Genomic DNA, 25,079 nt, shown 5'->3' with positions numbered 1-25,079 from the left:
GGCCCGCCCCCGCTCCCCGCCCGCGGGCGCCTCCGGCGCGGCGGACCGCCAGGCCTCTCCGGGATGGGGACAAGTACCCATGGTCGTCGCGCCATCGCCTCCCTAGGCTCAGGAGGCACAGACCGGCATCCTGTGGAGGAGGGCCCGATGGTCGAGTTCACCGCCCCGTTCGAGAGCGCACCGGTGCGCGATGCCGCCGCACGGGCTCTCCAGGACGGCGCGAGCCTGAACCCGCTGTGGCGGACCATGATCACCGTGCCGGACGCCCCGTCGCCCGAGGCGCCCCTGCACGACCCCGAGCACGAGGCGATCATCCGACGCGCACTGCTCGCGCCCTGCGTGGCAGCAGTCGGCGTGACGCCCGCCGTCGGCCCACGCATCGAGCTGGAGATCTCGGTGGATGCCCGGGGAGCCGTCGTTTGCGCCCGACGCGGTGCCGGAGAGGTCGGCTGGTCCCTGGTGGAGGTGGAGATGCTCCCGGAGATCATCATGGCGTCGGTGCCCGCGGGATCACGGCTGTCGGCCCCAGCCACGATGACCACCCGCTCGGAGGCCACCCGCCTGCAGCTCAGCAGCGCGCAGGTCCAGCAGATCCGCAGCCGGGCGGACGAGGGGGAGCCGGCCCGGAGCGCGATCGCGACGCTCCCGGGGCTCGATGCCGAGCTGCGTGATGCGCTGGCCGGCACGGGCGATCGCGCGGACCTCGCGATCCACCTCATCCCGCCCGCCCCCGAGCAGAGCGTGACGTTGCTGCGACGGTGGACGTGCGGGGTCCTCGGGCTCTACAGCGCCGACGGGCCGGCCGGACCTCTGGCCGGGATGCACCGGGTCGAGGACGGGGACTTCTTCGGGACCGTGATCCCTCTGCTGCGCGAGGGCGCGACGATCGCACGAACGGAGGGTGCGGCATGAGCGGGTTCCAGGGCATGGACCCGGAGGATGCTCGCGGGCATGCCGAGCTGCTGCTCACCGGGTCCCGGCGGATCATCGACCTCCACGCCGAGATCACCGCGCACGTGCACGGCGTCGACTGGGCGGGACCGGACCGGGAGAGCTTCGTCCAGGACTGGAGCGGCCGGATCGGACCGCAGGTCAGCACGCTGGGCGAACGTCTTCAGCATCTGGGCTTCGACCTCGGGGCGGAGGCGGATCAGCAGGACGCCGCCTCGGAGCCCGACGGTGACGGCGGCGGCGATCCCGAGAGCCTGCTGCCGGACGGAGTCACCGACTTCCTCGACCGGCTCGACGAGGGCCTCCGCGGCCTGCCCGAGGGGATCCAGCGGCTCATCCCGGACACTCCCTGGGCGGAGATGATCGCGGGCGGTGTCGTGGACCTCGCGGAGGGGGCGGAGAGTCTCCTCGAAGGGGGTCGCGACGGCCTGAAGGGCCTCCCCGGCCCGCTCGGCGACCTCTTCGACGGCCTGCCCGACGGGGACATCGAGATCCTCGACGAGCGCTCCGAGATCGAGCTCGGCGAGGAGCCCCGCCACGTCCAGGACAGCGAGGCCCCGCGGGATCTCGCAGACCTGGTGCTCGACAACGACGAGACCCGTGGTGACATCAGGACCGTCCCGCCGGGCGGGGAGTACGACGCGCAGGACTCCGCGCAGATCCGCATACAGACCATCCAGGGCACCGACGGCGCCGAGAGGTACATCGTGCACGTGCCGCCCACCCAGGGCGCGGACCTGTGGTCGAGCGAGGGCGGACTCCCGGCGACCCTCGAGGGATGGAACGGGCAGGGCCAGCCCTTCGGCTGGGCGAACAACATCTACGCCATGGCGGGACGGGAGAACGCCGGGGCGAACGCGGTGACAGCCGCGATGGCCGAGGCCGGCATCCCGCCCGGCTCGGACGTCGCCTTCGTGGCGCATTCCCAGGGAGGTCTGGTCGCCGCGCAGCTGGCCGACGATCCCGCCTTCAACAGCTCCTCCGGCGCGAACGGCTCCTACAACGTCACCGACATCTTCTCCGTCGGCTCCCCGGTGCAGACCTACACCCCGGCGCAGAGCACGACCGATGTGGTCAACGTGCAGCATGTCCAGAACGAGGGGACCGACGGAGATTTCGTCCCCACGCTCGACCTCGAGGGGCGCTCCTTCCGCCATCCCGGCGGCAACCCGGCCGAGAACGTGCAGGACGTGCCCATGCGGACCCCGCCCCAGAACCCGGACTTCCCGCAGCCGGACGCCGCCCACAACGCGCATGACTCGGTGCACCGCCGTCGCGACGGTTCCTACTCGGAGACCTCCGGCTACTACGGCACTCTCACTCAGCATCCCGACCATCCGGCCTTGGCAGACAAGGCGGATCGCATGGACGGCCGGTACATCGGCGAGGGCGTCACCCTCACCGAGGACGTGGTCATCGATGCCCGCCGGATCTGACGCGATCTGATCCCCTCGGAGCGCTCAGATCAGACCGTAGTGCTCGAAGAAGTCTCCGAAGTACACGGTCGCGTCCTGATCTGCAGCATATTCGGGGCCCAGCAGCTCCTCCGGCGCGACCGTGGATCCATCAGCCCCGTGGGCGATCACCAGAACGCTGCGCATCTCGAACCCGTCGTCGAGCTCGAAGACGTACTCGGTCACCTGTCGCCACACGGGATCCAGGGCGTCCAGGAGCTGGTCCTCGTCCACGTCGAAGCGGATGTCTCCGCGCAGGCTGGTGCGCATGGTCCCGCCGCCGCTGGTCTCCATCTCGGAGGAGGTCACATGCTCGAACTCCTCCACCGGGTCGTTGAGCGAGTCCGTCTGCGACGGCAGCAGACGTCCGCAGCCCGCCAGCGCGGCCACCATGCCCGCCAGTCCTCCGGCCATCAGCCTTCGCCTCCGCATCCGCATCCGCCTCTCCCGGTCCCGCCGCCGTGATGCCCCCAGCATGCCAGGCCGAGGCCGCCGAGTCCTCCGGGGACGCCCTCGCCCCCGCATGCGACGTCTCGATCCCATGATCCTCGAGCGGACGCCGCGCCACCTCGATGTCTCGCCACGGACGCAGCACCCTTGCAGAAACAACTCCGCGGTTGTAGGTTTCAGACATGCAGGAGGGCGAGGAGGACCGGGCCGACGCCTGGTTCCGCGCCCTCTCGGACCGCACCCGGCGCGACATCCTGCGCCGGGCGCTCGCGGAGGAGCAGTCGGTCTCCGCGCTGGCCCGGAACTACCCGATGAGCCTCACGGCCGTGCAGAAGCACGTCGCGGCGCTCGAGCGGGCCGGGCTCCTCCGCCGTCGACGCAGCGGGCGCGAGACCCTCGCCCGTGCCGACGTCGACGGACTCCGCGCCGCCGCCCGACTGCTCGAGGAGATCGAGCGGAGGGGCCGCGAGCACATCGACCGCATCGACGAGATGCTCCACTCCGAGCGGGAGTGAGCACCCGTCGTCGTGCACCACCCCGGCTCGCCGGGACGACCGAGGAGCGACCATGCCCGTCACCGACATCACCCACGACCTCGAGACGCTCACCCTCACGATCACCGCGCAGTTCGCCGCTCCCGTGGAGAGGATCTGGGACATCTACGCCGACCCGCGCCAGCTCGAGAAGGTGTGGGGCCCGCCGGAGTACCCGGCCACGGTGGTCGACCACAGCCTCACCCCGGGCGGCCGCGTCACCTATTACATGACCGGCCCCGAGGGCGATCGCCACTACGGGTACTGGTCGGTGCTCGAGGTCGACCAGCCGAGGTCGTTCTCCTACGAGGACGGCTTCGCGCATGAGGACTTCAGCCCGAACACCGATCTGCCCGTCTCGACCAGCGTCAGCACCTTCACCGCGCAGGACGGCGGGACCCGGGCGGTGTACGTGACCACGTTCGCGAGCCGCGAGGGTCTGCAGACGGTGCTGGACATGGGTGTCGAGGAGGGCTCGCGCACGGCGATCGACCAGATCGACGGCCTCGTGGCCTGACGAGGACCCTGCACGCGCGAGCGCGCACGGTCACCCGCGGGCGACGGTGCTCAGGCGTCGGCGCCCGCGCCGGTGCCCGCGTCGGTGCCCGCGACCGCGGCAGGGACCGCGGCGAGCACCTGCTGCGGAGACGTCGCCGACTGCGCGCCGCGCTCGTCGTCGCCCATCAGCGCCCGCGCTCCGAAGAAGCCGACCAGGGCGAGCACGAGGATCAGGACCATCAGGACGCCGACGACGAGCGCCGGGGACGGCCTCCGTCGCGGCCCGGGGGCCCCGCCCTCGGGGGGCCGACGGTCCGGGGGATCGGAGGGCGACGAGGTCGCAGGAGGCTGGGTCATGGAGGCTCCGGCCGGGAGGGGCCACGATCCTTTCGCACGAAGGGCTGGCTCCGTCGCGCACCGGGACGGAGGGTCCCACGCTATCGGACCGCGGCCCACCCGTCGGCCGCCCCACCCGCACGCCGACCAGCACGGGCGTCTCCCCGGTCACGGTCCGTGGTCCGGGCCGGGCCGACGGGAGTAGCGTGACCGCACCTCCTGACGAACCACCTGACGAGGACCTCTCCATGCCGCTCCCGGACACCTCCCCCGCCGCCGCCCTGCACGTCCGCGCACGGGATCCGGAGAACCTCACCACCGCTCCGTCGGCCGCTCCGTCCGGCACCGAGGCGGACACCGGGACCGAGAGCGCCGTCGATGCGGGCGACGCCGTGCTGGACAACCCCGCCTGGTCCTCCCTGAGCGGGCACCACCGCTCGCTCGCCGAGGGCAACGAGCACGTGCTGCGCTATCCAGAGGACGTCTCCCCCTTCGTCGGCGTGCGGGACTGGGGCCACCCGGACGTGTGGGACGCGATCCTGGAGGTGTTCGGGCACGGCGCGGAGGTGAGCGTCTCCCACGCGGATCCGCTGCTGCCGGAGGGCTGGACCCCGGTGTTCTCCGTCCCCGGCGTGCAGCTGGTCCAGACCTCCCGCCTCGTGCCACGACCGGACGAGGAGGCGGTGGAGCTGGGCGCCGCCGACAGCGCCGCAATGAACGCCCTGGTGGAGCGAACCAAGCCCGGCCCGTTCCGTTCCCGCACCCACGAGCTGGGCCGCTACGTGGGCATCCGGCGCGACGGCGAGCTGATCGCGATGGCCGGGGAGCGCCTGCATCCGGCGGGCTGGACCGAGATCAGCGCGGTCGCGGTCGACGAGCGCCACCGCCGTCAGGGTCTCGCCTCGCGCCTCGTGCTCGACGTCGCCTTCCACATCCAGCAGCGCGGCGACCGGGCGCTGATGCACGCCTCTGCCGCCAACACCTCGGCGATCGCCGGCTACGAGAAGCTCGGCTTCGCCCTGCGGCGTCGGCTCGAGTTCGGGGCCGTCCGCACTCCGTGACCGTCGGGGCCCGACGGAAGAGGCTCAGAGCCCGAGCGCGCTCTCGGTGCAGGTGGTGGCGTCGACGAGCGCTCCCCTGAGCGACAGGGTGCCCTGATCGTCGATCACCAGCTCGGCGCCGTGCTCATCTTGCGTGCCGACCCGGAGGCTCGCCCCCGATCGTGACGGGGAGCCGAGGCTCTCGAAGCCGTGCTCGGCCAGCACCGGGTCGAGGCGCTCGGCGATCTCCTCCCACCCCGGATCGGCGACGACGCCCACGAGGGTGCCGTCTCCATTCCACACACCAGGCGAATACACGCACTGACCATCCTCTTCCTGGACGGAGCGCTGGTTCTCCTGCAGGGTCCAGCCCTGCTCGGGCAGAGCACCGGTGACGGCCTCGGCCACGGCGTCATACCGGGCGACGGCGTCCTCGGCCGGCACCGGCTCCGCGCTCGCCCCGCAGCCCGACAGGAGCAGCGCGGCTGCGCCGAAAGCCGCCGCCGACCCCCACCTCTCGCGTCCCCGCTCCATGCTCCCCGCTCCCCCGTCGTCCCCAGTCCTCGCGCGGACCGCCGCACGAGCTCGTTCCTCGGTATTGTCCATGACATGGGTCACCGGGGGTGGTGACGAGGGGGAAGGAAGCACATGACGGGATTCCTCGGGGCGGATCCCGAGCAGCTGATCGCGCAGGGGCAGGCGATGGAGCGGCACGGGACGCGACTGCAGGCGCTCGGCGAGGAGCTCAGCACGGCGGCGCGGAGCGTGAGCTGGACGGGCCCCGATGCGGACTCGCTGCGCGAGGAGATCTCCGCACGGGTCGCCACCGCGCTCTCGGACGAGTCCATCCGCCTGGAGAACTGCGGACGCGCCCTCTACCGCCACGCCGCCCAGCAGGATGCCGCCTCCAGCGTCGACGGCCGCGGCGACAGCGCTCGCTACGCCGAGCTGCTCGGCGGCGAGTCCTGGTCGGACATCATCGACACGGCTCAGGATGCGTGGGCGGCGACCCCCTTCGATGATCCGCTCACCCTCGAAGAACTCGGAGGTCGCTATACGGACAGCCCCGAAGGAAAGGATTTCGACCCGGCTGACGTCGACCTCTCTCCCGAGGCGATCGCCGACCAACGGATGCGCCAGGGAAGCCTCGGCGACTGCTGGCTGCTCGCCGCGCTGATGGCGGCGGCGCAGTCCGACCCGCAGTTCCTCGCCGACAACATCACGCTGCGCGAGGACGGAACCTGGGACGTCACCCTGTACGAGGACGGCGAGCCCGTCGTGGTCACCGTCGAGCCGGACCAGATCGCCCGGGACGGCGCCCGGGCGGAGGTGAGGGGCGCCGGCGAGGAGGAGGACGGCGGGAACACGTGGGAGAACGACGAGATCGGGTACATGTCGATCTATGAGCAGGCCGCCATCAACCACCTCGGCCCGGACTACGAGTCGGTCATCGCCGACACCCCCTCCGCCGGCCTCGAGCTGATCACCGGTGCCGACGCCGACGGTTCGGACATCCTCTCCTGGAACGGCCAGCCGTCGATGGAGCAGCTCGAGACCGCACTGTCGCAGAAACGGCCCATCACGGTGATGACGGACCCGATCATGCCCTTCAACCGCGATCTCTCCAGCGCGCACGTCTATCAGGTGACCGGGGTCGACAGAGAGTCGGGCGAGGTCATCCTCAGCAATCCCTGGGGAGATGGGTCGGACATGCCCGGCGAGGTACGGGTCCCCCTGAACTTCTTCTACGACAACAGCATCGTGATGACCGGGGTCGGCGCGCGGCCCGAGGACTTCGGAAAGGGTCCCTCATGACCGAGCAGCCCCCGTTCCCGTCTCCCACGCAGCATCGGGTGCGACTCACCGCCCGGGCGCCGATCGGCGACTGTCTGGTGGGGTGCACCGGCGCGAAGATCGACCCGGAGACCGACGACCCCCATGCCGCACTCGCCATCACCGATGGCGACGGCTCCCGGCAGCTGCTGGAGGTCGTCGCCGGCGAGGAGATCCCCCTGCGCTCCGGCCTGCTGGTCGTCGACCAGATCCACCCATGGGATCCGCCGCACCCCGCAGGGGTCTCCCTGACCTGGGTCCCCCGCGCTCACGATGTCGACGCCGCCGCGACGACGAACTGATCGCGAGCACGACGGGAGCCGGGCCCGCCTCACGACGGACCCGGCTCCGAGAGTCCGGCTCACTCCTGGGGCAGCCGGGTGAACACGTAGGCGTCGGTGTCGCCGCTGTAGCCGCGCTGGGCGGTGGCGTACCAGGTGCCGTCGCCGCCGCCGTCCGGGGTGCCGGTCACCTCGCACAGCGCGTGCTCGCCGCCGTCGGTCACCTCGCAGGTGGCGTCGAGCTCTGCCGGCAGCTCGCCGTCCTCGCTGTACCCCATCATGACGCCGCTGATCACTGCCTCCTCGAGGTCCGCCGCAGTCGCGTTCGCGGGCTCCGTCTGCCCCAGGGTCTGCAGGGCGAACGGGGCGTCGGACACGACCGAGGCGTCGACACCTTCCGTCGAGCTGACGGCGTAGAGCAGGGCGGTGCTGCCGAATCCTGCCCCCACCATGTGGACGTCCGCGAAGCGCTGCTCCCCGGAGTCGGTGTCGGTGAAGGTGCAGGTCGCGGAGGTTCCGCCGAGCACGGCGTCCCCCTCGCACCGGGCGTCGGAGCCACCGAAGAACTCGCTGCCGGCGATGCCTTCGGCGCTCATCTCGGTGACGGCCTGCGAGCCGTTGAGGTTCCCGAGCGCCAGGTAGGCGGCGGGGTCCTCCGGGGCGAACCGCTCCTGCGAGACGGTTCCGGCCCAGCCCTCCGGGATCACCACGTCGGAGGAGTCGCCACCCCCGGAGCCGTTGCCGTGGCCGTTGCCGTGACCCTTCCCCTGGCCCTGGCCGTTCCCGTTGCCCGCACCCTGACCCTGACCTTGGCCCTTCCCCTGCCCTGCTCCCGCACCCTTCGCGGAGTCCCCCGACTCCGCTCCCCTGGTCTGTGCATCGTTCCCGTCGGCCGCGGCCGGTGCGCCCTGCACGTCGGACTGGACGCCGGAGACGCCCTGCGCGCCGCTCTCGGCGGAGTCGCGAGCCGACGGCCCGGCGCTGCAGCCGGCGGCGAGCGCCGCGATGGCCCCGAGGGCGAACAGCTGAGCCCCGTGACGAGTGATCCTGGTGGTGACATCCATGATGAATCCCCTTCCCCCGTGAAGGCGGCCAGCGGCGGTGCCGTCGGCCTGCTTCGTGGCCGTCGTTCGGCGGCCACGGAGGGGACTTTACGATCTCTTGACCTTAATGGCCACCCCTCTTTGCATAATCTCCTCAACCACGCCCCGCCAGCAGGTCTCCGGGCGTCACCGGGGGCGCCGCACCGCTACGGTCGACCCATGGACGAGACCGCGGCCTGGCCGCAGCCCCTGCAGGACATCGATCGCAGCGACGACGCGCTGCGGGCCTGGGTCGCCGAGCGGATCCATCGCCTGGAGGCCGACGGCCGCCGCAGCGCCGACACCCACCTGGTGCACCTGGACCTGCCGGCGAGCTGGGACATCCAGCTCTACCTCAAGGACGAGTCGACTCACGCCTCGGGCAGCCTGAAGCACCGCCTGGCCCGCTCCCTGTTCCTGTTCGCCCTGGTGAACGGCCAGCTGCGACCCGGCATGCCCGTCATCGAGGCGTCCTCGGGCTCCACCGCGGTCAGCGAGGCGCATGTGGCGCGGATGCTCGACATCCCCTTCGTGGCCGTCATCCCGCGGGGCACCAGCAGTCGCAAGATCGCCCTGATCGAGGCGGCGGGCGGCAGCTGCCATGTGGTCGAGGGCGCGGGATCGATGAGCCGCGAGGCGCAGCGCCTGGCGGACGAGCAGGGCGGGCTGTTCATGGATCAGTTCACGCACGCCGAGCGGGCCACGGACTGGCGGGGCAACAACTCGATCGCCGTCAGCGCGTTCGCGCAGCTCGAGCTCGAGCCGCACCCGGTGCCGCGCTGGATCGTGGTGGGAGCGGGGACCGGCGGGACCAGCGCGACCTTCGGGCGCCTGCTGCGCTACCGCAGCCTGCCCACCGCGCTGTGCGTCGCCGACGTGGAGGGCTCCGCCTTCTTCGAGGGATGGGCGCAGCAGGATCCCACGGTCACCTCGGAGCGCGGCTCCCGCATCGAGGGGATCGGCCGGCCGCAGGTCGAGCCGAGCTTCGTGCCCGGGGTGGTGGACCGGATGATCCGGGTGCCCGACGCGGCCTCGGTCGCCGCGGCCCGATACCTCTCCGAACATCTGGGCCGACGCGTCGGCGCCTCGACGGGCACCAATCTCGTCGCCGCCGCGCGCCTGATCACGCAGATGCGCGAGCACGGCGAGACCGGCTCTGTGCTCACCTTGCTGTGCGACCCCGGGGACCGCTACCAGGACACCTACTTCGACGACGACTGGGTCGCCGCGCAGGGGTGGGAGCTCGGGCCGTGGCGCGACGCCCTCGCCCGGATGCTGCCACTCGGGCGCCGCTGACTCCGCCGCGTCCGATCGACGCGTGACCCTCGGGTGGGGGACCTCGACCTCGGGTCAGCCCTCGGCGAGGAAGAGCGGCTCGCCATCCGCCGTCTCGACGATCAGGAGCGCAGAGGAGCGCTCTTCCTCCAACATTTCCAGGACAACGGTCACCTCCGCCGCCTCCCCGTCGGAGAGCACGCCGACGTCCCACAGCGAGTTCTCGGACTCGACGCGCAGCTCGTCAGCGGAGCAGAACCAGGACCACGTCTCGAGGGAGACCCACAGGTCCACGGCCGGCGCGATGGCGCCCGGACCGGTGTATGCCAGGTCCATCGTGGCCAGCACGTAGGCCATGCCGGGCTCCGGCGCGGAGGCATCGGTCAGGACCTCCGCAGCATCCCAGTCGACCTCAGTGACCGTGACGTCGAGGACACCGCCCTCGAACGTGGGCCAGGAGAGGGTGTGCTCGCCGAGGTGAGCCGGGCGATCGACGGTGCCCACCCCCTCGACCGGGCTCCCGTCAGCGGCCTTCACCGTGCCCGGGGACACGTCGACGAGGTCACCGCCCCCGACCCAGCCCCCGGCCGGGTCGGGCCTGAGGGCCAGGTACGCGAGGGTGCCCACGCTGACCAGTGCCACCAGCAGGGAGAGCGCGAGAGCCGCCGAGGCGAGGATGATCGCGACGATCACGCCTGGCGAGGTGCCGACCCGGGGTGCGGGTGCCGGAGGGAGGAGCATCTCGTGAGGCATCGATGACCGCAAAGGGGTGCAGAAGGGACCAGTAGGCCGTGCTTCCGGGGGGCCCGTGCGGCATCGGTGAGGGGAATGTAGCAGGCTCTGCCGCCCCGGCAGGGTCGCCGTGCCCACTTCGTGACCAGCAGGGTCGCCCCGTCCCGCCGGGCGGCCCATGGGCGTCCCGCTACTCTCTGGGCATGACGCGGACCGGACCCGGCGCGCCCCCGCCCCGACGCCTGCGCCGGGTGGGGGCTGCTCTGACGATGCTCGGGCTCAGCCAGCTGGGCGCCGGGCTCGTGGTCCTCCAGCTCAGCGCACCCGTCGCGGCCCCGCTCGCCGCGGCCGCGCTGGTGAGCGCCGCTGCTCCGGGCCTCGTGGCCGTGCGGACCCTGCGGCCGCGCGCCCCCGGCGAGGTGACCGATGCCGATCTGCTGACCCTGCTGAGGCACCTGGCGGCAGGGACGCTCGCCACCGCGGCCGTCCTCGCCGTCGACGGGGCCCTGACCGCACGGTCGTGGCCGCTCGCGCTCCTCCTCGGTGCCGCCCTGGCGACGGATCTGCTCGACGGCCCCGTCGCCCGGCGCACCGGCACCGCGGGCCCCGTCGGGGCCCGTCTCGACATGGAGGCCGACGCCGTCCTGGCGCTGGTGGTCTCGGTCCTCGCGGCCCTCGTGGTGGGGCCGTGGGCGCTCGCGATCGGCCTGATGCGCTACGCGTACGTGGCGGCGTCCTGGATCCGTCCCGCCCTGCGCCGACCGCTCGGCTTCAGCCAGGCACGACGGGTGATCGGCGGTGCGCAGGGCCTCGCCTTGCTCACCGCCGTGGTGCCAGCGGTGCCGGTGACGCTGTCCACCGGGATCGTCGCGACCGCCCTGGGGCTGCTGGTGGTGTCCTTCGGGCGGGACATCGTCGGGCAGGAGCGGGCGGAACGACGGGAGCGACGGCGTGTTCCCCGCGACTGACCCGGACGGTGGCGACCTCGCGGCCACCACGACGACCCGGACCCGCCTCACGCGAACGCACTCACCCCCGTGATCGCCCGGCCCACGATGAGCGACTGCATGGTGTCGGTGCCCTCGTAGGTGTGGAGGGCCTCGATGTCGCTGCGGTGGCGCACCACGCGGTTCTCGAGCAGGATGCCGGAGCCGCCCAGCAGGTCGCGGGCGTTCGAGGCGATCTCGCGGGCGGCGCGGGTGTTGTGCACCTTCGCGAGCGATGCCTGCTCCGGACGGATGGTCCCTGCGGCCTCGAGCTCGGCGAGCCGCACGCAGTGCAGCTGCATCGAGGTGAGGGTCTGGAGCATGTCCGCGAGCCGCACCTGGACGTGCTGGGCCTTGGCGAGCGGGCGACCGAACTGGATCCGCTGCTGAGCGTGCTCGAGGGCGGCCTCGTAGCAGGCGGTGGCGTGGCCGAGCGCGCCCCAGGCGACGCCCGCGCGGGTGGCGAAGAGGACCGTCGAGGTGTCCTTGAAGGAGCGGGCGCCGGGCAGCCGCGCCTCCAGCGGGATCCGCACGTCGGTGAGGGTGATCTGCGCCTGGTGGATGGCGCGCAGGGCGACCTTCCCGCGGATCACCTCCGCCTCGTACCCGGGCAGGGACTGATCCACGAGGAAGCCGCTGACCTGGCCGTTCAACTCCGGCTGGGACTCGTCGTCCACTCGTGCCCACACCACCGAGAGGTGGCAGCCGGCGCCGTTGCCGATCCAGCGCTTCTCGCCGGAGAGCACCCACTCCTCGCCGTCGCGGCGGGCGACGGTCTCGAGCGAGACGGAGTCCGAGCCGTGGTCGGGCTCGGTGAGGGCGAAGGCGGCATGCTCGGCGCCGGTGGCGAGCGGCTCGGCCCAGCGCTGCTTCTGCTTCTCGGAGCCGAGCAGCATGATCGAGCGCAGGGCGAGCCCGCCCTGGACGCCCACCATCGTGCCCACGGACCCGTCGATCCGGGAGAGCTCCATGTTCACCAGGCCCGTCGCGAGCGGGGAGAGGGTGCGGTGGCCGGGCACGTCGAGCCCGTCGGTGAGCAGGTCGAGCTCGCCGAGGCGGGCGATGAGCTCGATCGGGTATTCGCCGCGGTCCCACCAGTCGTTGATCCGCGGCAGCACCTCGGCGGCGAGCGAGCGAGCGTCGGCCCAGGCCGTCAGGTCCTCGCCGTCGACGTCCTGGAACAGGGCGAAGTGGTCGGCGGCGGCGGGGAGCAGCTCGGCCGGGGTCGCGGCCGACGCGTCGGGCGAGGAGACGACGGCGCGCTCGGTGACGACCGAGTCGCGCCGGTCCTCGTCGGCCCCGCCGGGGTTGCCGCCGAGGGAGATGTGCCCGGGCGCCGAGGCACCCCAGGAGCTGGTGTCGGTGCCGGTCATCAGTTCATCCTCTCGATGATCAGGGCCATGCCCTGGCCGCCGCCGACGCACAGGGTGGTCAGGCCGTAGCGGCCCTCGCGCTCCTGGAGGCCGTGCAGCAGGGTGGTGGTCATGCGGGCGCCGGTGGAGCCCCAGGGGTGGCCGAGCGCGATCGCTCCGCCGTGGACGTTGAGCGTGTCGTGGTCGATGCCGAGGTCCTCCGCGGCGGGCAGCACCTGGGCGGCGAAGGCCTCGTTGAACTCGACGAGGTCGATGTCCTCGATGGTGAGCTCGGCGAGCGCGAGCGCCTTCCGGGTCGCCTCGATGGGGCCGAGGCCCATGATCTCGGGGCTGAGGCCGGAGACGCCGGTGGCGACGATGCGGGCGAGCGGGGTGATGCCCAGCTCCTCGGCGTATCCGCGCTCCATGATCACGAGCGCCGCGGCGCCATCGTTCAGGGGGCAGCAGTTGCCGGCGGTGACGGTCCCCTCGGGGCGGAAGACGGGGTCGAGCCCGGCCACGGCCTCGGCGGTGACGCCGGCGCGCGGGGAGTCGTCGGCGCTGACCACGGTGCCATCCGGCAGCGTGACGGGGGTGATGTCGCGCGCGAAGAAGCCCGAGGCGATCGCGGCCTCGGCACGGTTCTGGGAGCGGACGGCGTACTCGTCCTGCGCCTGCCGGCTCACGCCGCGCAGCTCGGCGACGTTCTCGGCGGTCTGGCCCATGGCGATGTAGGCGTCGGGCAGCTCGCCGTCCTCGCGCGGGTCGTGCCAGGGGGCGGGGACCTCCCGGGCGGCGCGCTGCTCGGTGCGCTCCCAGGCCTGCTGGAACAGCGGGTCACGGGCGTCCTCCTCCATGAGCTTGCCGGTGCTCGAGGAGATCGACTCGACGCCGGCGGAGATCACGGCGCGGGCCTCGCCGGAGACGATCGCGTGGAAGGCTGCACGGGTGGTCTGGATCGAGGAGGCGCAGAAGCGGGTGACGGTCGCGCCGGGCACGGCATCCAGGCCCAGGCGGACCGCGACGGTGCGGGCGAGGTTCCCGCCCTGCTGCCCCTCGGGGATCGCGCAGCCCAGCTGGAGGTCGTCGATCGTGGTGGGGTCGAGCTGCGGGACCTGGTCGAGCGCCGCGCGGATCATCTGGGCGACGAGGTCGTCGGGGCGGATGTCCTTGAGCGATCCCTTGCGGGCGCGGCCGATGGGCGAGCGGGCGGTGGCGACGATGACGGCCTCGGGCACGAGGGTTCTCCTTCGACGGCGATGTCTGGGGCGGTTGCCGGCCGAGGTCGGCGCGATGCACGATACCCGGCGTTCCTGATACTACGGGTTGCAGGTACCTCGGGGGAAGTCGTGCACCCCTCGGAGCCGCCCGGTCAGAGGACCGTCGTGAGCACCAGCAGCTCTCCGTCCGTCGGGCGGGCCGCTCGACGGCTCCTCGCCGCGAACCCGAGCCGGTCCAGGACTCGGAGGGATGCCGTGTTCCAGGCCCAGACGGTGGCGTGCACCCGCTCGAGGCCCGCTTCTCGCGCCCACCGGATCACGGCCCGCCCGGCCTCGGTCGCATAGCCGTGCCCCTGGGCCCCGCGCAGCAGCTCGAACGCGATCTCCGGGCCAGGGGGCTCGCCCTCCAGCGCCGCGGAGCCCGGGCCGCCGTCGACCAGCCCGCAGTACCCGAGGACCGCGCCGTCCGTGATGCGCTCGAGCGCCAGCAGGCCGAGCCCCGGTCCCATCTCCCGGGTGCTGCGGCGGATCCAGTCCTCGAGATCGCCGATGCTCGGGCGGCCCTCGGCGTCGATCCGGCGGTGGGCGGGCACCCGGGGATCCCGTTCGGTCCAGAGCCGACGGTGGATCGCGGCCTCCTCGACCCTCCACGGCCGGAGGTGGAGGCGCTCGGTCACGAGGACCGGTCCGGGGGCGGCGGCGGCGGCGGAGTCCATCTGCTCAGTCAAGGCGATGCTCAGCCCCTGCACAAGACGCTCCTCCCCGGGAAGGGGTCACCCCTCCGCGGCGCCGCCCGGTCGCCTCGCCGCGGCGGCCTCGACCTCCGTGGTCATGCGGGCCACGTGCAGGGCGAGGTAGGCGATCTCGTCGTAGGAGAGGTCGTCCCCCATCCGCAGCCGCACGATCACCGCGAGCTGCTCGGCGACGCGGGAGGCCTCGGGGTAGCTCTCGCGGATGGTGCGACTGATCAGCGACTGCTCGCCGTCGAGCTGCCGGTGCTGCTGGATCCGCACGAACATGTAGCGCACGTGGGTGATGAAGCGGGCGGCGGCCATCGAGTGGCGGTCCACCTCGATGCCGAACCGCTCCCCCACGATCGCGAGCATCTGCTGGATGACCCCGGTCATCGTGTACGTGAAGGAGAGGTCCCCCGTCGCGAAGCCCGCGTTGACCAGGTGCAGGGCGAGCGCGGTCGCCTCGTGCTCGGGCAGCGCGGGATCGACCTGCTCGTTGATCGCGACCAGCAGCCGACGGGCCCGTTCGTGCTCCTCGGCGTAGAGGGTCCGCACCTCGGTCTCCAGCGGGTACTCGATCTCGATCCCCTGGCGCAGCCGATCCAGGGCGCCGGAGACGTGGTCGGCCACGGCGATCGCGAGGGTGGGCCGGCGCGACTCGCGGTCCTCGATCCCGGTCCCGCGCAGGGCGATGACCACGGCCCGCAGGATCTCCTGATCGATCATCGCGAAGGCCTCGGCGAGGTGGTCGGGATCGCGACCGTCGGCCGGGACGAAGACCTGCACGATCTTCTCCGGGTCGACCTCCTGGCCGGGCGCGGCGCGGAAGCCGATGCCGCGGCCGGTGAGGATGACGCCCTGACCGGACTCGTCGCGCGAGAGCACGACGTTGTTGTTCAGGACCCTCAGCACCTTCATCGGCGCATCACCTCTCCCGTCTCCTCGGCCCCGGCGCAGTCCCCGGCATCGGCCGGGTGCGCGCACCCTCTGGATCGGAGGGTACGCGCACCGGGTTCCCGCTCAGCGTCGAGCGGTGACCACCGTCTCCCCGGCGACGACGTCGGTCGCACCCACCGCCTCGACCGCGGCGAAGGTGGTGGTGTTGGGGATCGTCAGCAGGGTGATCGGGTCGTACCCGGCCTCGCGGATCGCCTCGAGGTCCACGACGGCCAGGAGATCCCCGGCCGCGACCTTCTGGCCCTGCTCGACGCGGACGTCGAAGCCCCTGCCGTCCATCTTCACGGTGTCGATGCCGACGTGGACCAGCACCTCCGCGCCGCCGTCGGCCAGCAGGCCGAAGGCGTGCCCGGTGCCCGCGACGGTGGCGAGCAGTCCGTCGGCCGGGGCGAGGATCCGCCCGTCGGCCGGGATGATGCCCACGCCCTCGCCGAGAGCGCGCGAGGCGAACACGGGGTCCGGGACCTCGCCCAGCGGGACCACGCGGCCCGCGACCGGCGCGGCGATGACCACCGAGTCGGAGGCGGCGCCCCCGGCGGCGGGCATGGCGCTCGCACCGGAGGCAGCAGCCGATCCGGTCGCGGCACCGGCCGACGCACCGGCGGAGGAGGCGCCGACGGTCGCGAGCTCGCGCTCGGCGGCAGGCTGCTCGGCGGTCTGCGCTGCGGCAGGCTGCGCTGCGACGACCGGGGCGGCCGCCGCCTCGGCGGCGTCACGGGAGGCGTTGGCCTCGGCGCGCTGCTCGGCGGTGCGGTAGTCGGAGACGTAGACCAGCACCATGGAGACCACGAAGGCCGCCGTGATCGCGATGACATAGGTGAGCATCGGATCGAAGACCGGGATGGTCAGCAGCGAGGTGAAGGCGAACACGGAGGTGTTCACCCCGCCCAGCAGGCCCACGATCAGGCCGCCCACGAGGCAGCCCACGAGCATCCGCGGGTAGATGCGCTTGAAGCGCAGGTGGATTCCGTAGAGGGACGGCTCGGAGATGCCGCCGAAGAGGCCGGCGGCGAGCGCACCCGTGGCGGTCTGGCGCATCTCGGCCTCGCGGTGGCGGATCGAGAGCAGCAGCACGCCGGCGGTCGCGCCGAAGCAGGCGAAGTTCCAGGCGCCCATGGGGCCCTGGATGAAGTCGTAGCCGAGCGCGTTGATGTTCTGCAGCATGAGCGCGTTCAGCGGCCAGTGCAGGCCCAGCGGCACCAGGAACGGGTACAGCAGCGGGATGAGGATCGCGAAGACGATCGGCGCGTTCCCGTTCAGCCAGGCGAGGCCCGAGCCCAGGCCGTTCCCGGCCCAGATCCCGAGCGGGCCGATGAGGAAGGCGGTCACCGGGATCATCACCAGCATGGAGAGGAAGGGGACGAACACCAGCTGCACGTTCGCGGGGAAGATGCGCTGCAGGCCCTTGTAGACCAGCGCCAGCAGGGCGACCATCAGCAGCGGCACGAAGACCTGGCCGCCGTAGTCGTTCAGCTGCATCGGCAGGCCGAACACCGTCGCGATGCACTGCTCGGTGCCGAGCAGCTCGTTGGTGGAGCAGGTGACGCCGGGGGTGCCCCCGCCGATCATGCCCATGTAGTCCGGGGTCATCACCGCCGCCATCACGGCCGCGCCGACCCAGCCGTCGATCTGGAGCTTCTTCGCGGCGTTGAAGGCCACCATGATCGGCAGGAAGTACAGCACCGAGCGCCACATCGCGTCGACGAAGACCCAGGTCGCGGACTTGTCCTCGGCGCGGAAGTCGATGACGCCGAGGGCGTCGAGCACCGAGGCGATCGCGATGATCAGCGAGGCGCCCAGCAGCACGCCCATCAGCGGGCGGAAGGAGTCCGAGAGGTACTCGAAGAAGCTGTCCAGCCAGGACCACTTCCCGCGGGCGCGGGACCGGATCGCGGCCTTGACCTCGGCGTCCGACTGCGGACGGGGAGCGCCGCCGGCGGCCATCGAGGGCAGGTTCATGATCTGGGAGTGGACCCCGGCGACGGCGCCGCCGATGACCACCTGGAAGCGGTCACCGGACTGCGGCACCGTGCCCATGACCTCGGGCAGGGCGTCCAGACCCTCCCGGTCCACCTTCCCTCCGTCGTGGAGCTGGAACCGCAGCCGGGTGGCGCAGTGGGTGAGGCTCTCGATGTTCTCGGGACCGCCGACGCCGCGGAGGATCTCCTCGGCGGTCGACGTGCTCCCTGGGGCTGAGCTGCTCATGATGCGTCCTCGCATCCTTCCTGAAGCGGGCCGGACCCGCCGCTGGCGGGTTCCGGGCAACAAAAAAGACCCGGGTCCCGCCGAGTGCGCGAGGGCGCACGGAACGGGTCCCAGGTCTTGCTCCCCCGCCGAGGCAGGGGATGACAATCCGGTGGTCGATGAACTCTGAGGTTCGGGGAGGAACCTTAGCAGGCTTCCGCCGGAGCGCAAGCCCGACCCGGGCGGAGCAGGTCAGCCCACGACCTGCTCCGCCCTGGCCCGTCGGCCCCTCAGACGGGTGCCGAGCCCGATGCCGCCGTTCCGGGCCTGCCGGGCTCGCCGGGCTTGCCGGGCTTGCCGGGCTGGGCCGGCATCCCCGGGCCGCCGGCATGGTCCGGCTTCCCCGGTGTCCCCGGCTTCCCCGGCTTCCCGCCGCCGTTCTGCGCGCACTCGGGCCCGCCCGGCGTGAGCGTCAGCCCCCGCACCGCGGTGCGGGCCACCCCGCCGTGCGGGTCGGTGACCAGCGCGTACCAGGAGTGGGTGCCGAAGCCGAGCCCGGAGACGTCCACGGAGACGGTGCTGCCGGAGGCGGCGCCCTCGACGTGGGCGAACTGCTGCTCGCCCAGCACGTCGGCCGTGAACTCGGTGGTGCTCAGCTCCTTCTCCTGCGGGGTGATGCCGAGCTGCGCGTACGAGACCTCGAAGTCCTGGTCCTCGGGGGTGAGGGTCGGATCATCGCTCGAGTACTGCTCGAGCGAGGGCGAGTAGGTGCGCACCAGCATGCGTCCGCCCTCGGCGTCGAAGTGGAGCAGGCGCAGGAAGCCCTGCCCGCCCTCCGGCAGGCCCTGGTAGTCGAACAGCATCTGGGTGACCTCGCGGTCCGGGGTGCCGTCGCCGTCGTCGTCGAAGGAGTCCACCCTCGTGTCGGCGTCGTGGTAGTGACCGCTCATCACCATCGAGACGTTCGGGTTGGTGGCCACGACCTCGTCCTGGATCCGCTGCGGGACGGGGCCGAGACCGCCGGTGGTGAGCATGTACTCGTGCAGGTTGAGGATCGCGGTGCGCTCCGGGTACTGCGCGAGGATCTCGTTCATCCACGCGATCTCCTCGTCCCCGGGGCCCCAGCCCTGGGAGACCACCAGGAAGTCGACACCGCCGCTGCTGAACAGCGTGTAGCTGCCGCGGTTGTCCTCGTAGAAGCCGCCGTACCAGGGGTTGTCCTGGTAGCGCTGCTGGCCGAAGAAGGCCTTGTACTGGGTGTAGTCGTTGCTCATGCTGCCCACGTCATGGTTCCCGGCGAGGACGTTGTACGGCAGCCCGGCCTCGTCGAGCAGGGCGTAGGCGGGGTCGGCGTTCGCCCACTGCGCCGGGTCGTCGTAGTCGTCCACGATGTCGCCGGTGTGGAACATGTACTGGAGGTTGAGGTCCTCGCGCTCTGAGAGCAGGAACTCGTGGATCTTCAGCTGGTGCTCGTAGAACGACTCGTTGTAGTACTGGGTGTCCGACTCCCAGGCGAGGGTGAAGTCGAACTCCGAGCGTGCGGTCGCCTCGGGGTGGTGCGGATCCACGGCGCTGCTGCGCGAGGAGAGATCCGCCCCGGCCCAGCCGACGGAGTGCTGCACCACGGCGCGGACCTGGCCGTCCACCACGTGCCCCGCGGTCGGGACGACCTCGTCGAAGCCGACGGTGCCGTCCTCGGCGGCGAAGGCGTGGGCGACCTCCACCAGTTCGCCGGTGGATGCGTCCTCGAGCAGCAGCCGCACACGGGCTCCCGGATCGGCGGCGCCGGTCCAGACCAGGCGCACCTCGGAGCCCTCGTCGGCCGACTCCGGGACGTCCACGGCGAACTCGTGGAAGGGCAGCGCATCCTCCGAGCCGGTGGTGGCCCCGGCGGAGAGCACCTGGCCGGTGCGCTCGGCAGCGTCCGCGTCGCGCACCTCGCCGGCGATGCCCTGCACGGTCCCCTCGCTGAGGGACGCGCTGGTCCCGGCGCGGAAGGACACGTCCATCAGGTCGCCGGAGGGGTCGGTGACCTTCACCTCGACCGTCTGGTCACGGCAGACGGGGACGGTGGTGCCGTCCGCCGTGAGCGCCTCGACCGTCGGGTTCTCCTCCGGTGTGGTGAAGGTCAGCGTCTCGGTGCGCCGGTTGCCCAGCTCGTCCTCGGCGATCACCTCGACGGTGTGCTCGCCGGGCTCGAGGGTCAGCGAGGAGAGGGTGCGCGGGAGCTCCGTGACCCTGCCGTCCAGGGTGGCGGTCACCGAGGCGACGCCGCTGCCGGCGTCCGTGGCGTCCGCGTCGAGGACGAACTCGCCCTGGTAGGTGGTGCCGTCCTCGAGCGGGAGGGTGATCTCCGGGGCGGTGTTGTCGACCACCACGGTGCGATCGAGGGTGCTGCCGGAGTCGTCGGTGGCGGTGAGGTGGTGCTCCCCGTCGGCGACGGCGGTAGTGTCCCAGGCGACGGCGCGTGCGGTGAAGGCGTCCTCGGGCAGGGTGAAGACCGCATCCAGCAGGTCGTGCTTGCCGGCGGAGTCGCCCATCGGGATGATCTCGGCGGCGTCCTCGTAGCCGGTGGGGCGCAGGGTGCGGCCGTCGGGCAGCACCAGCCGCAGGTTGCGGATGGTGAAGTCGTCGTTGTTCTCGTTCTCGTCGATGCCGGGGTAGGCCTTGGTGCCCGCGGCGACGGTCACGGTGAGCTGGTCGCCCTGGATCACGTGCTGCAGCGGCACCGCCGCGTCGACGGTCACCCAGTTCCCGTAGAAGCCCTCGTCGAAGATCTCGATGACCTCGTCGCCCACCAGGATGCCGTTCCGGAAGTAGACGTCGGTCTGGCTGGCCTCCATCGCGAACACGGGCGCGGCCTCGAGCGCCGGAGTCGTGTCGGTGCGCGCCTCCCCGTCGATCGCGAGGGTCGCCGTGGGCGGATGCTCGTCCCCGGCGACCGAGATGGCGGTGGTGCCGGAGACGAACTGCCCCTCGGTGAGGTTCATCCGCAGCCGGGAGTCGTCCACGCCGGTCAGGCCCACCCGCGTGGTCTCGGTGCGGGTCTCGTGGGTTCCGTCGGAGGCGACCACGTAGTACTCGAACCAGCGCTTGCCGGTGAGGTCGGGCGCGGCGATCCGATGGTCGAAGCGGTCGCCCTCCGTGCGGCGCAGCGGGATCGCGGCGAAGTCCTCCGCGGCGCTCGAGCGCAGGTGGAGGGTGACGGAGCGGGCCTGCACGTCATCGGTCACCTCGTGGCTGATGACGGCATCGGCCGACGGGTCGAGCTCCGCCGCGGTGAGGTCCGTGACGGCGGGCGCCTGCTGGTCGGCGGGAACGGTCACCAGCTCGGCGGGCACCTGGGAGGGGTCGACGGAGCCGGGCGTGGCGGTCGCGAGGCCGGTGAGGGCGCCACGGGAGAAGTCGGGCTCGCCGCCGTCGGCCGACGCGCCGGTGCGGTACTGGATGCCCTGGTCGGCGACCGTGTCGTCCGCGCCGTCGAGGTTGTAGAACACCCGGTGCACGCTGTCCCCGGTGCGGGTGACCAGCTCGAGGCCGCGCCCGCTGCCGTTGGCCATGCCGGCCACGTGGGACTCCGCAACGGTCAGGGCGGCGGCATCCACGCCGTAGTGGGCGGCGAAGTCCGCGACGGTCAGCGCGTCGTTGGCGCCGTTCTTCACCCAGATCACGAGGGCGCCGCCCGGCGCGACCACGGCGTCGGCCGGATCGAGCGGCCAGTCGGCGGTGCTCGAGATGGTCTCGCCGTCGGAGGTGTAGAGGTAGCGCAGCTCGTGGTCCGCGAGCGAGATCGGTGCGTCGGTCGCGTTGTACACCTCGATAAACTCGTAGCCGTCGGAGCCGCCGACGTTGGCGGAGTCCGGCACGACCTCGGTGATCCGGAGGAGGCCGACCAGGGAGTCGGCGGGCGGTGCGGCCGGGGCGCCGGGATCGGCGGGCTCCTCCGGCTCCGCCGGTTCCGCAGGGTCCGTGGGCTCCGTCGGTTCCGCAGGTTCCGTGGGCTCCGTCGGCTCCGTCGGCTCCGCAGGTTCCGTGGGTTCAACGGGCTCCGTCGGCACGGCGGGCTCCTCAGGCTCCTCCTTCCCGGCCGCGGCGACGAGCTGCGCGGGATCGACCGCACCCGCCGTCGCGGCAGACGGGCCGGCGAACAGCGCGGCCGAGAGCTCGCCCTCGCCCGCCGCCGGCTGGAAGTGGGCGCTCTGACCGGCGGCGACGGAGCCGGCCGGGTAGAAGCTCCGGGCGATCTCGGCGCCCGAGGGGTCCAGCACGCGCACGCCGCGGTTCCCGCCGTTGGCCATGCCCGGCTGCCCGGTCGCCCGGACCACCTGGGCCTCCTCGCCGGCCGACCAGGACGCGCGGAAGTCCTCGACCGTGCGCGCGAAGGAGTCGATGCCGCTCGCCTCGTAGCTGAGCCACACCACGAGGGAGGCCCCCGCGACGAGCTCGACCTGCTCCTCGAGCTGCAGGGGGACGTCCCTGGCGGTGTCCTCCCCGTCGACGTAGGCGTAGGCGAACCCGTGCCCCTCCGCCCCGCCCACGAGGACCGGCTCCGCCGAGGTGTTCGTGACCTCGAAGAACTCGTACTCGTCGACGCCGACGGAGTCGGGCGCGATCTCCGTGATCAGCAGCGGCGATGCCGCAGAGGCGGCCGACGGCGCGGCCGGGGCGGGGGCGGCCTGCGCGGCCGGCGCACCGAGACCGGCGAGCGCGCCAGAGCCGGAGAGCGGGAGCATCACGGGTCCGAGGGCGAGGGCCGCGCCCGCCAGGAGGGTGACAGCGGCGCGACAGGCGCGCGGGCGCGCGGTGGGGTGGGGAGGCATGGGGTCCGTTCCGGAGGAGGCGGGCGGGGAGCGACCTCAGTAGTAGTCACCCCGGGCGTCGGTCCGATGGCCGGAAGGTGGCGACCTCGACTCGGTCCGATAACGATTCCCAGGTCGCCGGTCGGCGCCGACGACCAGCGACGACGCGCAGGTGGCCACCCCTCACGCGGCCACGGGCTGACCCTTCCTGACCGAGGATCCACCCACGGGTGGAGGCTCTCGCCCCTGTCGGCGGACGCCCCGCGCACCCCCGCAGAAGCACAGTGGAGTCATGAGAGACGCGACCATCGCCACCAGCCGGACCCGAGCCACCACCGACCACCTCATCGACTACCGCCCGCTCCCCGCGGAATGGGGCGACGTCGAGGCGCTGCACGCCCTGCGGGCGCGCCGCTCCGCAGCCGCCGCGCGCGGCCTCGACACCAGCACGCTGCAGCTCCCCGCCCTCCAGGACGACAGGACGCCTCGCCCGGCCAGGACGCGGACCACCCGCCCGCGGAAGCACGCCTCGCTCGCGTCCCTGCTGCGAGCCCCTGGCATCCACCGGACGACATCGCCGGCCCACTCCTGAGGTGCTCGGTGCCGCGCCGTCTCCCCTAGGATCACGGCCATGACCGACCGCCCCGCCCCCTCCCGCCTGGCCGGTGAGCGCACCGACTATCTCGCCGGCTCGCTGCCGGACGACGCCCCGGCGGACCCGCTGGCGCTGTTCGACATCTGGCTCGCCGAGGCCTTCGCCCGCCGCGAGGAGCAGGGCGACCTCACCGAGCCGAGCGCCGCGGTGCTCTCCACCGTCGCGCTCGCAGCCGACGGCGCTCCCCGGCCCCGCTCGCGCACCGTCCTGCTGAAGGGGCACGACGCGGAGGGCTTCGTGGTCTTCACGAACCTCGGCTCGGACAAGGGACGCGAGATCGCCGCGACGTCGCGGGCCGCGCTGCTCATGCCCTGGTTCGCGCTGCAGCGCCAGGTGCGGATCGAGGGCACGGTGGAGCACATCGCCGACCCCGACTCCGACGCCTACTGGGCCCATCGCCCGCGCGGCTCGCAGCTGGGGGCCTGGGCCTCCCATCAGTCCCGCACGATCGCCTCGCGCGACGCCCTCGAGGCGCAGTACGCCGAGGCCGAGGCCCGTTTCGCGGGCGCCGACGTGCCGCGGCCGGAGTTCTGGGGCGGGCTGCGGGTGCGGCCGGAGTCCCTCGAGTTCTGGCAGGGCCGGGCGCACCGGGTCCACGACCGGATCCTCTACTCCGCGCTGTCGGACGGCGGCTGGGAGCGCCACCGGCTGCAGCCCTGAGCGCCGATCCTGAGGGCGGCGCTCGACGCGCCCCAGCCCGCGGGGCTCACACCCCGAAGGCGGGCGGGTGGACGATCTCGCCCCGCGGCGTCGACGCCGCCGGGTCGAGGGCGGCGCCAGCGCGAGCACCGACTCGCCGCCGACGCTCGCCCTGGTCAGCAGGGCCTGGGCGACGATGCGGTCCCCCTCGAGCGCGACCAGGGACAGGCCGTCGATCCACACGCCCGCATCGGCGCGGAGCGCCTCGACGAGCTCCGCCTCCTCCGCGGTGGGGACGGCGGAGACCAGCACCTCGCGGATCGCCGGAGCATCCTGCGGGCCTTCGGGGCGGGCGGACCAGCGGGCCGGGGCATCGGCGGGCTTCGTCATGATCCCGGCGTGCCTGCTCAGGCGACCGCGCGGCAGCCCGGGGCTTCCCGTGACCACCGGGCGGCGCGGCGGCGAACACCTGGGGAAGAGTGGGGAGCACCGGTTCCGTCGGCCCGCGCGCCGGCTCTACCGTGGCCGCATGCGCACCGCGACCAGGCACGCCCCCGTCGGCCTCACCCCGGACGCCGGATGGGCGCTGGATGTGCGCCGCACCCTTCCCGCTCCCCCGGAGGACATCTGGCGGCGTCTGCACACCGAGTGGCTTCCGCAGTGGCTCGGCGTGGACTCCGTGCCGCAGATGGTGGGCGCTCCCCTGCGCCAGGACGGAGCGATCCGCGGGCGCGTGAGCGGCTGTCACATGGGCCGGCGGGTGCGGCTGCGATGGACCCCCGCGACCCTCGACCACGAGACGATCTTCCAGGTCACGGTGCAGGAGCCCCTCGACCCCGGGGTGGTGGGCACCGTGATCGAGATCCATCAGGAGCGCCTGCTGGGTCCGGCCGAGCGCCAGACGCTGCTCGCGCACTGGACCGCCGTGCTGGACGAGCTGGTCGTCGCCTACGCGCTCGAGACCGCCGGCAGCCAGGACCTGCCCGGCTGAGGGGCCGCCAGCGGGAACCGTCACCTGACCCCACGCACCCACGAGAGAAGGGGCCCGCAGATGCGGGCCCCTTCTCGTGCAGCGTCGCGCGACTGCT

The 25,079-nt window shown here is 72.5% G+C and carries 23 protein-coding genes; 12 read left to right on the top strand and 11 right to left on the bottom strand.

Going from position 1 to position 25,079, the window contains the following annotated elements:
* Positions 1–147 precede the first annotated feature (147 nt).
* Together CFK41_RS01010 and CFK41_RS01005 are read left to right on the top strand one after the other, a co-directional pair.
* On the top strand, positions 148–912 hold the full coding sequence (locus tag CFK41_RS01010; protein WP_096797990.1) for a hypothetical protein: 765 nt from the start codon (positions 148–150) through the stop codon (positions 910–912).
* Positions 909–2,387 (top strand): hypothetical protein, encoded by a 1,479-nt coding sequence (locus CFK41_RS01005; RefSeq protein ID WP_096797989.1) that lies wholly within the window; start codon positions 909–911, stop codon positions 2,385–2,387. Before CFK41_RS01010 ends, CFK41_RS01005 begins: the two co-directional genes overlap by 4 nt.
* Positions 2,388–2,411: 24 nt before the next feature.
* Here the strand turns inward: CFK41_RS01005 and CFK41_RS01000 are convergent, their stop codons facing one another.
* Positions 2,412–2,819 (bottom strand): hypothetical protein, encoded by a 408-nt coding sequence (locus CFK41_RS01000; protein ID WP_151904628.1) that lies wholly within the window; start codon positions 2,817–2,819, stop codon positions 2,412–2,414.
* A 218-nt stretch (positions 2,820–3,037) separates the two neighbouring features.
* Between CFK41_RS01000 and CFK41_RS00995 the strand changes: the two genes are divergently transcribed.
* Together CFK41_RS00995 and CFK41_RS00990 are read left to right on the top strand one after the other, a co-directional pair.
* On the top strand, positions 3,038–3,370 hold the full coding sequence (locus CFK41_RS00995; protein WP_096797987.1) for an ArsR/SmtB family transcription factor: 333 nt from the start codon (positions 3,038–3,040) through the stop codon (positions 3,368–3,370).
* Positions 3,371–3,422: 52 nt separating this feature from the next.
* Positions 3,423–3,905 (top strand): SRPBCC family protein, encoded by a 483-nt coding sequence (locus tag CFK41_RS00990; protein ID WP_096797986.1) that lies wholly within the window; start codon positions 3,423–3,425, stop codon positions 3,903–3,905.
* 50 nt (positions 3,906–3,955) lie between these two features.
* Here the strand turns inward: CFK41_RS00990 and CFK41_RS17660 are convergent, their stop codons facing one another.
* Positions 3,956–4,243, bottom strand: a complete 288-nt coding sequence (locus CFK41_RS17660; RefSeq protein ID WP_151904627.1) for a hypothetical protein — start codon at positions 4,241–4,243, stop codon at positions 3,956–3,958.
* Between the two features lie 185 nt (positions 4,244–4,428).
* Between CFK41_RS17660 and CFK41_RS00985 the strand changes: the two genes are divergently transcribed.
* Positions 4,429–5,283, top strand: coding sequence for a GNAT family N-acetyltransferase (locus tag CFK41_RS00985; RefSeq protein WP_321169382.1), 855 nt, complete (start codon positions 4,429–4,431; stop codon positions 5,281–5,283).
* A 24-nt stretch (positions 5,284–5,307) separates the two neighbouring features.
* Here the strand turns inward: CFK41_RS00985 and CFK41_RS00980 are convergent, their stop codons facing one another.
* A complete protein-coding gene (locus CFK41_RS00980; protein WP_096797984.1) occupies positions 5,308–5,796 on the bottom strand; it encodes a hypothetical protein in 489 nt (162 codons plus the stop codon).
* A gap of 114 nt (positions 5,797–5,910) precedes the next feature.
* Here CFK41_RS00980 and CFK41_RS00975 point away from each other — a divergent pair, with 114 nt between their 5' ends.
* A complete protein-coding gene (locus CFK41_RS00975) occupies positions 5,911–7,077 on the top strand; it encodes a C2 family cysteine protease (protein ID WP_096797983.1) in 1,167 nt (388 codons plus the stop codon).
* Entirely contained in the window at positions 7,074–7,397 is a 324-nt protein-coding gene (locus tag CFK41_RS00970) for a hypothetical protein (RefSeq protein ID WP_096797982.1), read from the top strand. Before CFK41_RS00975 ends, CFK41_RS00970 begins: the two co-directional genes overlap by 4 nt.
* A gap of 59 nt (positions 7,398–7,456) precedes the next feature.
* Here CFK41_RS00970 and CFK41_RS00965 read toward each other — a convergent pair whose 3' ends face one another.
* Positions 7,457–8,440 carry a hypothetical protein gene (locus tag CFK41_RS00965; RefSeq protein WP_096797981.1) on the bottom strand — a complete coding sequence of 328 codons (984 nt, stop codon included), beginning with the start codon at positions 8,438–8,440 and terminating at the stop codon, positions 7,457–7,459.
* A 198-nt stretch (positions 8,441–8,638) separates the two neighbouring features.
* Here CFK41_RS00965 and CFK41_RS00960 point away from each other — a divergent pair, with 198 nt between their 5' ends.
* Complete coding sequence (locus CFK41_RS00960) at positions 8,639–9,754, top strand: PLP-dependent cysteine synthase family protein (protein ID WP_096797980.1); 1,116 nt, start codon at positions 8,639–8,641, stop codon at positions 9,752–9,754.
* 54 nt (positions 9,755–9,808) lie between these two features.
* On the opposite strand, the gene CFK41_RS00955 is transcribed toward CFK41_RS00960, so the two are convergent.
* Positions 9,809–10,474, bottom strand: coding sequence for a hypothetical protein (locus tag CFK41_RS00955; protein WP_096797979.1), 666 nt, complete (start codon positions 10,472–10,474; stop codon positions 9,809–9,811).
* Positions 10,475–10,668: 194 nt separating this feature from the next.
* Here CFK41_RS00955 and CFK41_RS00950 point away from each other — a divergent pair, with 194 nt between their 5' ends.
* Complete coding sequence (locus CFK41_RS00950; RefSeq protein WP_151904626.1) at positions 10,669–11,433, top strand: CDP-alcohol phosphatidyltransferase family protein; 765 nt, start codon at positions 10,669–10,671, stop codon at positions 11,431–11,433.
* Between the two features lie 47 nt (positions 11,434–11,480).
* Here CFK41_RS00950 and CFK41_RS00945 read toward each other — a convergent pair whose 3' ends face one another.
* The 6 genes from CFK41_RS00945 to CFK41_RS00920 form a co-directional block, all read right to left on the bottom strand.
* The gene (locus tag CFK41_RS00945) at positions 11,481–12,824 is read right to left on the bottom strand and encodes an acyl-CoA dehydrogenase family protein (RefSeq protein ID WP_227873154.1); all 1,344 of its coding nucleotides are present in this window, start codon (positions 12,822–12,824) and stop codon (positions 11,481–11,483) included.
* A complete protein-coding gene (locus CFK41_RS00940; RefSeq protein WP_096797977.1) occupies positions 12,824–14,041 on the bottom strand; it encodes an acetyl-CoA C-acetyltransferase in 1,218 nt (405 codons plus the stop codon). The genes CFK41_RS00945 and CFK41_RS00940 overlap by 1 nt, the downstream gene beginning before the upstream one ends.
* A gap of 134 nt (positions 14,042–14,175) precedes the next feature.
* Entirely contained in the window at positions 14,176–14,739 is a 564-nt protein-coding gene (locus CFK41_RS00935) for a GNAT family N-acetyltransferase (protein WP_096800873.1), read from the bottom strand.
* Positions 14,740–14,796: 57 nt separating this feature from the next.
* Positions 14,797–15,675: a PRD domain-containing protein gene (locus CFK41_RS00930; RefSeq protein ID WP_096797976.1), complete on the bottom strand. Its 879-nt coding sequence runs from the start codon at positions 15,673–15,675 to the stop codon at positions 14,797–14,799.
* Between the two features lie 102 nt (positions 15,676–15,777).
* Positions 15,778–17,919, bottom strand: coding sequence for a glucose PTS transporter subunit IIA (locus tag CFK41_RS00925; protein ID WP_096797975.1), 2,142 nt, complete (start codon positions 17,917–17,919; stop codon positions 15,778–15,780).
* 269 nt (positions 17,920–18,188) lie between these two features.
* Complete coding sequence (locus CFK41_RS00920) at positions 18,189–22,718, bottom strand: lamin tail domain-containing protein (protein WP_227873153.1); 4,530 nt, start codon at positions 22,716–22,718, stop codon at positions 18,189–18,191.
* Between the two features lie 271 nt (positions 22,719–22,989).
* Between CFK41_RS00920 and CFK41_RS00915 the strand changes: the two genes are divergently transcribed.
* From CFK41_RS00915 to CFK41_RS00900, 3 genes are all read left to right on the top strand, one after another.
* Positions 22,990–23,289 carry a hypothetical protein gene (locus CFK41_RS00915; RefSeq protein ID WP_151904625.1) on the top strand — a complete coding sequence of 100 codons (300 nt, stop codon included), beginning with the start codon at positions 22,990–22,992 and terminating at the stop codon, positions 23,287–23,289.
* Positions 23,290–23,328: 39 nt separating this feature from the next.
* A complete protein-coding gene (gene pdxH / locus CFK41_RS00910) occupies positions 23,329–24,012 on the top strand; it encodes a pyridoxamine 5'-phosphate oxidase (protein ID WP_096797974.1) in 684 nt (227 codons plus the stop codon).
* A gap of 508 nt (positions 24,013–24,520) precedes the next feature.
* Positions 24,521–24,982 (top strand): SRPBCC family protein, encoded by a 462-nt coding sequence (locus CFK41_RS00900; RefSeq protein ID WP_096797973.1) that lies wholly within the window; start codon positions 24,521–24,523, stop codon positions 24,980–24,982.
* The last annotated feature ends 97 nt before the right edge of the window (positions 24,983–25,079 follow it).

Source organism: Brachybacterium ginsengisoli (assembly GCF_002407065.1).
Lineage (GTDB): Bacteria > Actinomycetota > Actinomycetes > Actinomycetales > Dermabacteraceae > Brachybacterium > Brachybacterium ginsengisoli.
Note: the sequence above shows the minus strand (reverse complement) of the source record. Positions and strands in the feature narration are given on the sequence as shown.

Bases quoted from the DNA above. Each gene is read 5' to 3' on its own strand.
- CFK41_RS00990 (WP_096797986.1), top strand. From the start codon at position 3,423: ATGCCCGTCACCGACATCACCCACGACCTCGAGACGCTCACCCTCACG.
- pdxH (WP_096797974.1), top strand. From the start codon at position 23,329: ATGACCGACCGCCCCGCCCCCTCCCGCCTGGCCGGTGAGCGCACCGAC.
- CFK41_RS00965 (WP_096797981.1), bottom strand. From the start codon at position 8,440: ATGGATGTCACCACCAGGATCACTCGTCACGGGGCTCAGCTGTTCGCC.
- CFK41_RS00955 (WP_096797979.1), bottom strand. From the start codon at position 10,474: ATGCTCCTCCCTCCGGCACCCGCACCCCGGGTCGGCACCTCGCCAGGC.
- CFK41_RS00920 (WP_227873153.1), bottom strand. From the start codon at position 22,718: ATGCCTCCCCACCCCACCGCGCGCCCGCGCGCCTGTCGCGCCGCTGTC.
- CFK41_RS00980 (WP_096797984.1), bottom strand. From the start codon at position 5,796: ATGGAGCGGGGACGCGAGAGGTGGGGGTCGGCGGCGGCTTTCGGCGCA.
- CFK41_RS00925 (WP_096797975.1), bottom strand. From the start codon at position 17,919: ATGAGCAGCTCAGCCCCAGGGAGCACGTCGACCGCCGAGGAGATCCTC.
- CFK41_RS00900 (WP_096797973.1), top strand. From the start codon at position 24,521: ATGCGCACCGCGACCAGGCACGCCCCCGTCGGCCTCACCCCGGACGCC.
- CFK41_RS00945 (WP_227873154.1), bottom strand. From the start codon at position 12,824: ATGACCGGCACCGACACCAGCTCCTGGGGTGCCTCGGCGCCCGGGCAC.
- CFK41_RS00935 (WP_096800873.1), bottom strand. From the start codon at position 14,739: ATGGACTCCGCCGCCGCCGCCGCCCCCGGACCGGTCCTCGTGACCGAG.
- CFK41_RS01000 (WP_151904628.1), bottom strand. From the start codon at position 2,819: ATGGCCGGAGGACTGGCGGGCATGGTGGCCGCGCTGGCGGGCTGCGGA.
- CFK41_RS00930 (WP_096797976.1), bottom strand. From the start codon at position 15,675: ATGAAGGTGCTGAGGGTCCTGAACAACAACGTCGTGCTCTCGCGCGAC.
- CFK41_RS00960 (WP_096797980.1), top strand. From the start codon at position 8,639: ATGGACGAGACCGCGGCCTGGCCGCAGCCCCTGCAGGACATCGATCGC.
- CFK41_RS00995 (WP_096797987.1), top strand. From the start codon at position 3,038: ATGCAGGAGGGCGAGGAGGACCGGGCCGACGCCTGGTTCCGCGCCCTC.
- CFK41_RS00915 (WP_151904625.1), top strand. From the start codon at position 22,990: ATGAGAGACGCGACCATCGCCACCAGCCGGACCCGAGCCACCACCGAC.
- CFK41_RS17660 (WP_151904627.1), bottom strand. From the start codon at position 4,243: ATGACCCAGCCTCCTGCGACCTCGTCGCCCTCCGATCCCCCGGACCGT.
- CFK41_RS01010 (WP_096797990.1), top strand. From the start codon at position 148: ATGGTCGAGTTCACCGCCCCGTTCGAGAGCGCACCGGTGCGCGATGCC.
- CFK41_RS00975 (WP_096797983.1), top strand. From the start codon at position 5,911: ATGACGGGATTCCTCGGGGCGGATCCCGAGCAGCTGATCGCGCAGGGG.
- CFK41_RS00970 (WP_096797982.1), top strand. From the start codon at position 7,074: ATGACCGAGCAGCCCCCGTTCCCGTCTCCCACGCAGCATCGGGTGCGA.
- CFK41_RS00950 (WP_151904626.1), top strand. From the start codon at position 10,669: ATGACGCGGACCGGACCCGGCGCGCCCCCGCCCCGACGCCTGCGCCGG.
- CFK41_RS01005 (WP_096797989.1), top strand. From the start codon at position 909: ATGAGCGGGTTCCAGGGCATGGACCCGGAGGATGCTCGCGGGCATGCC.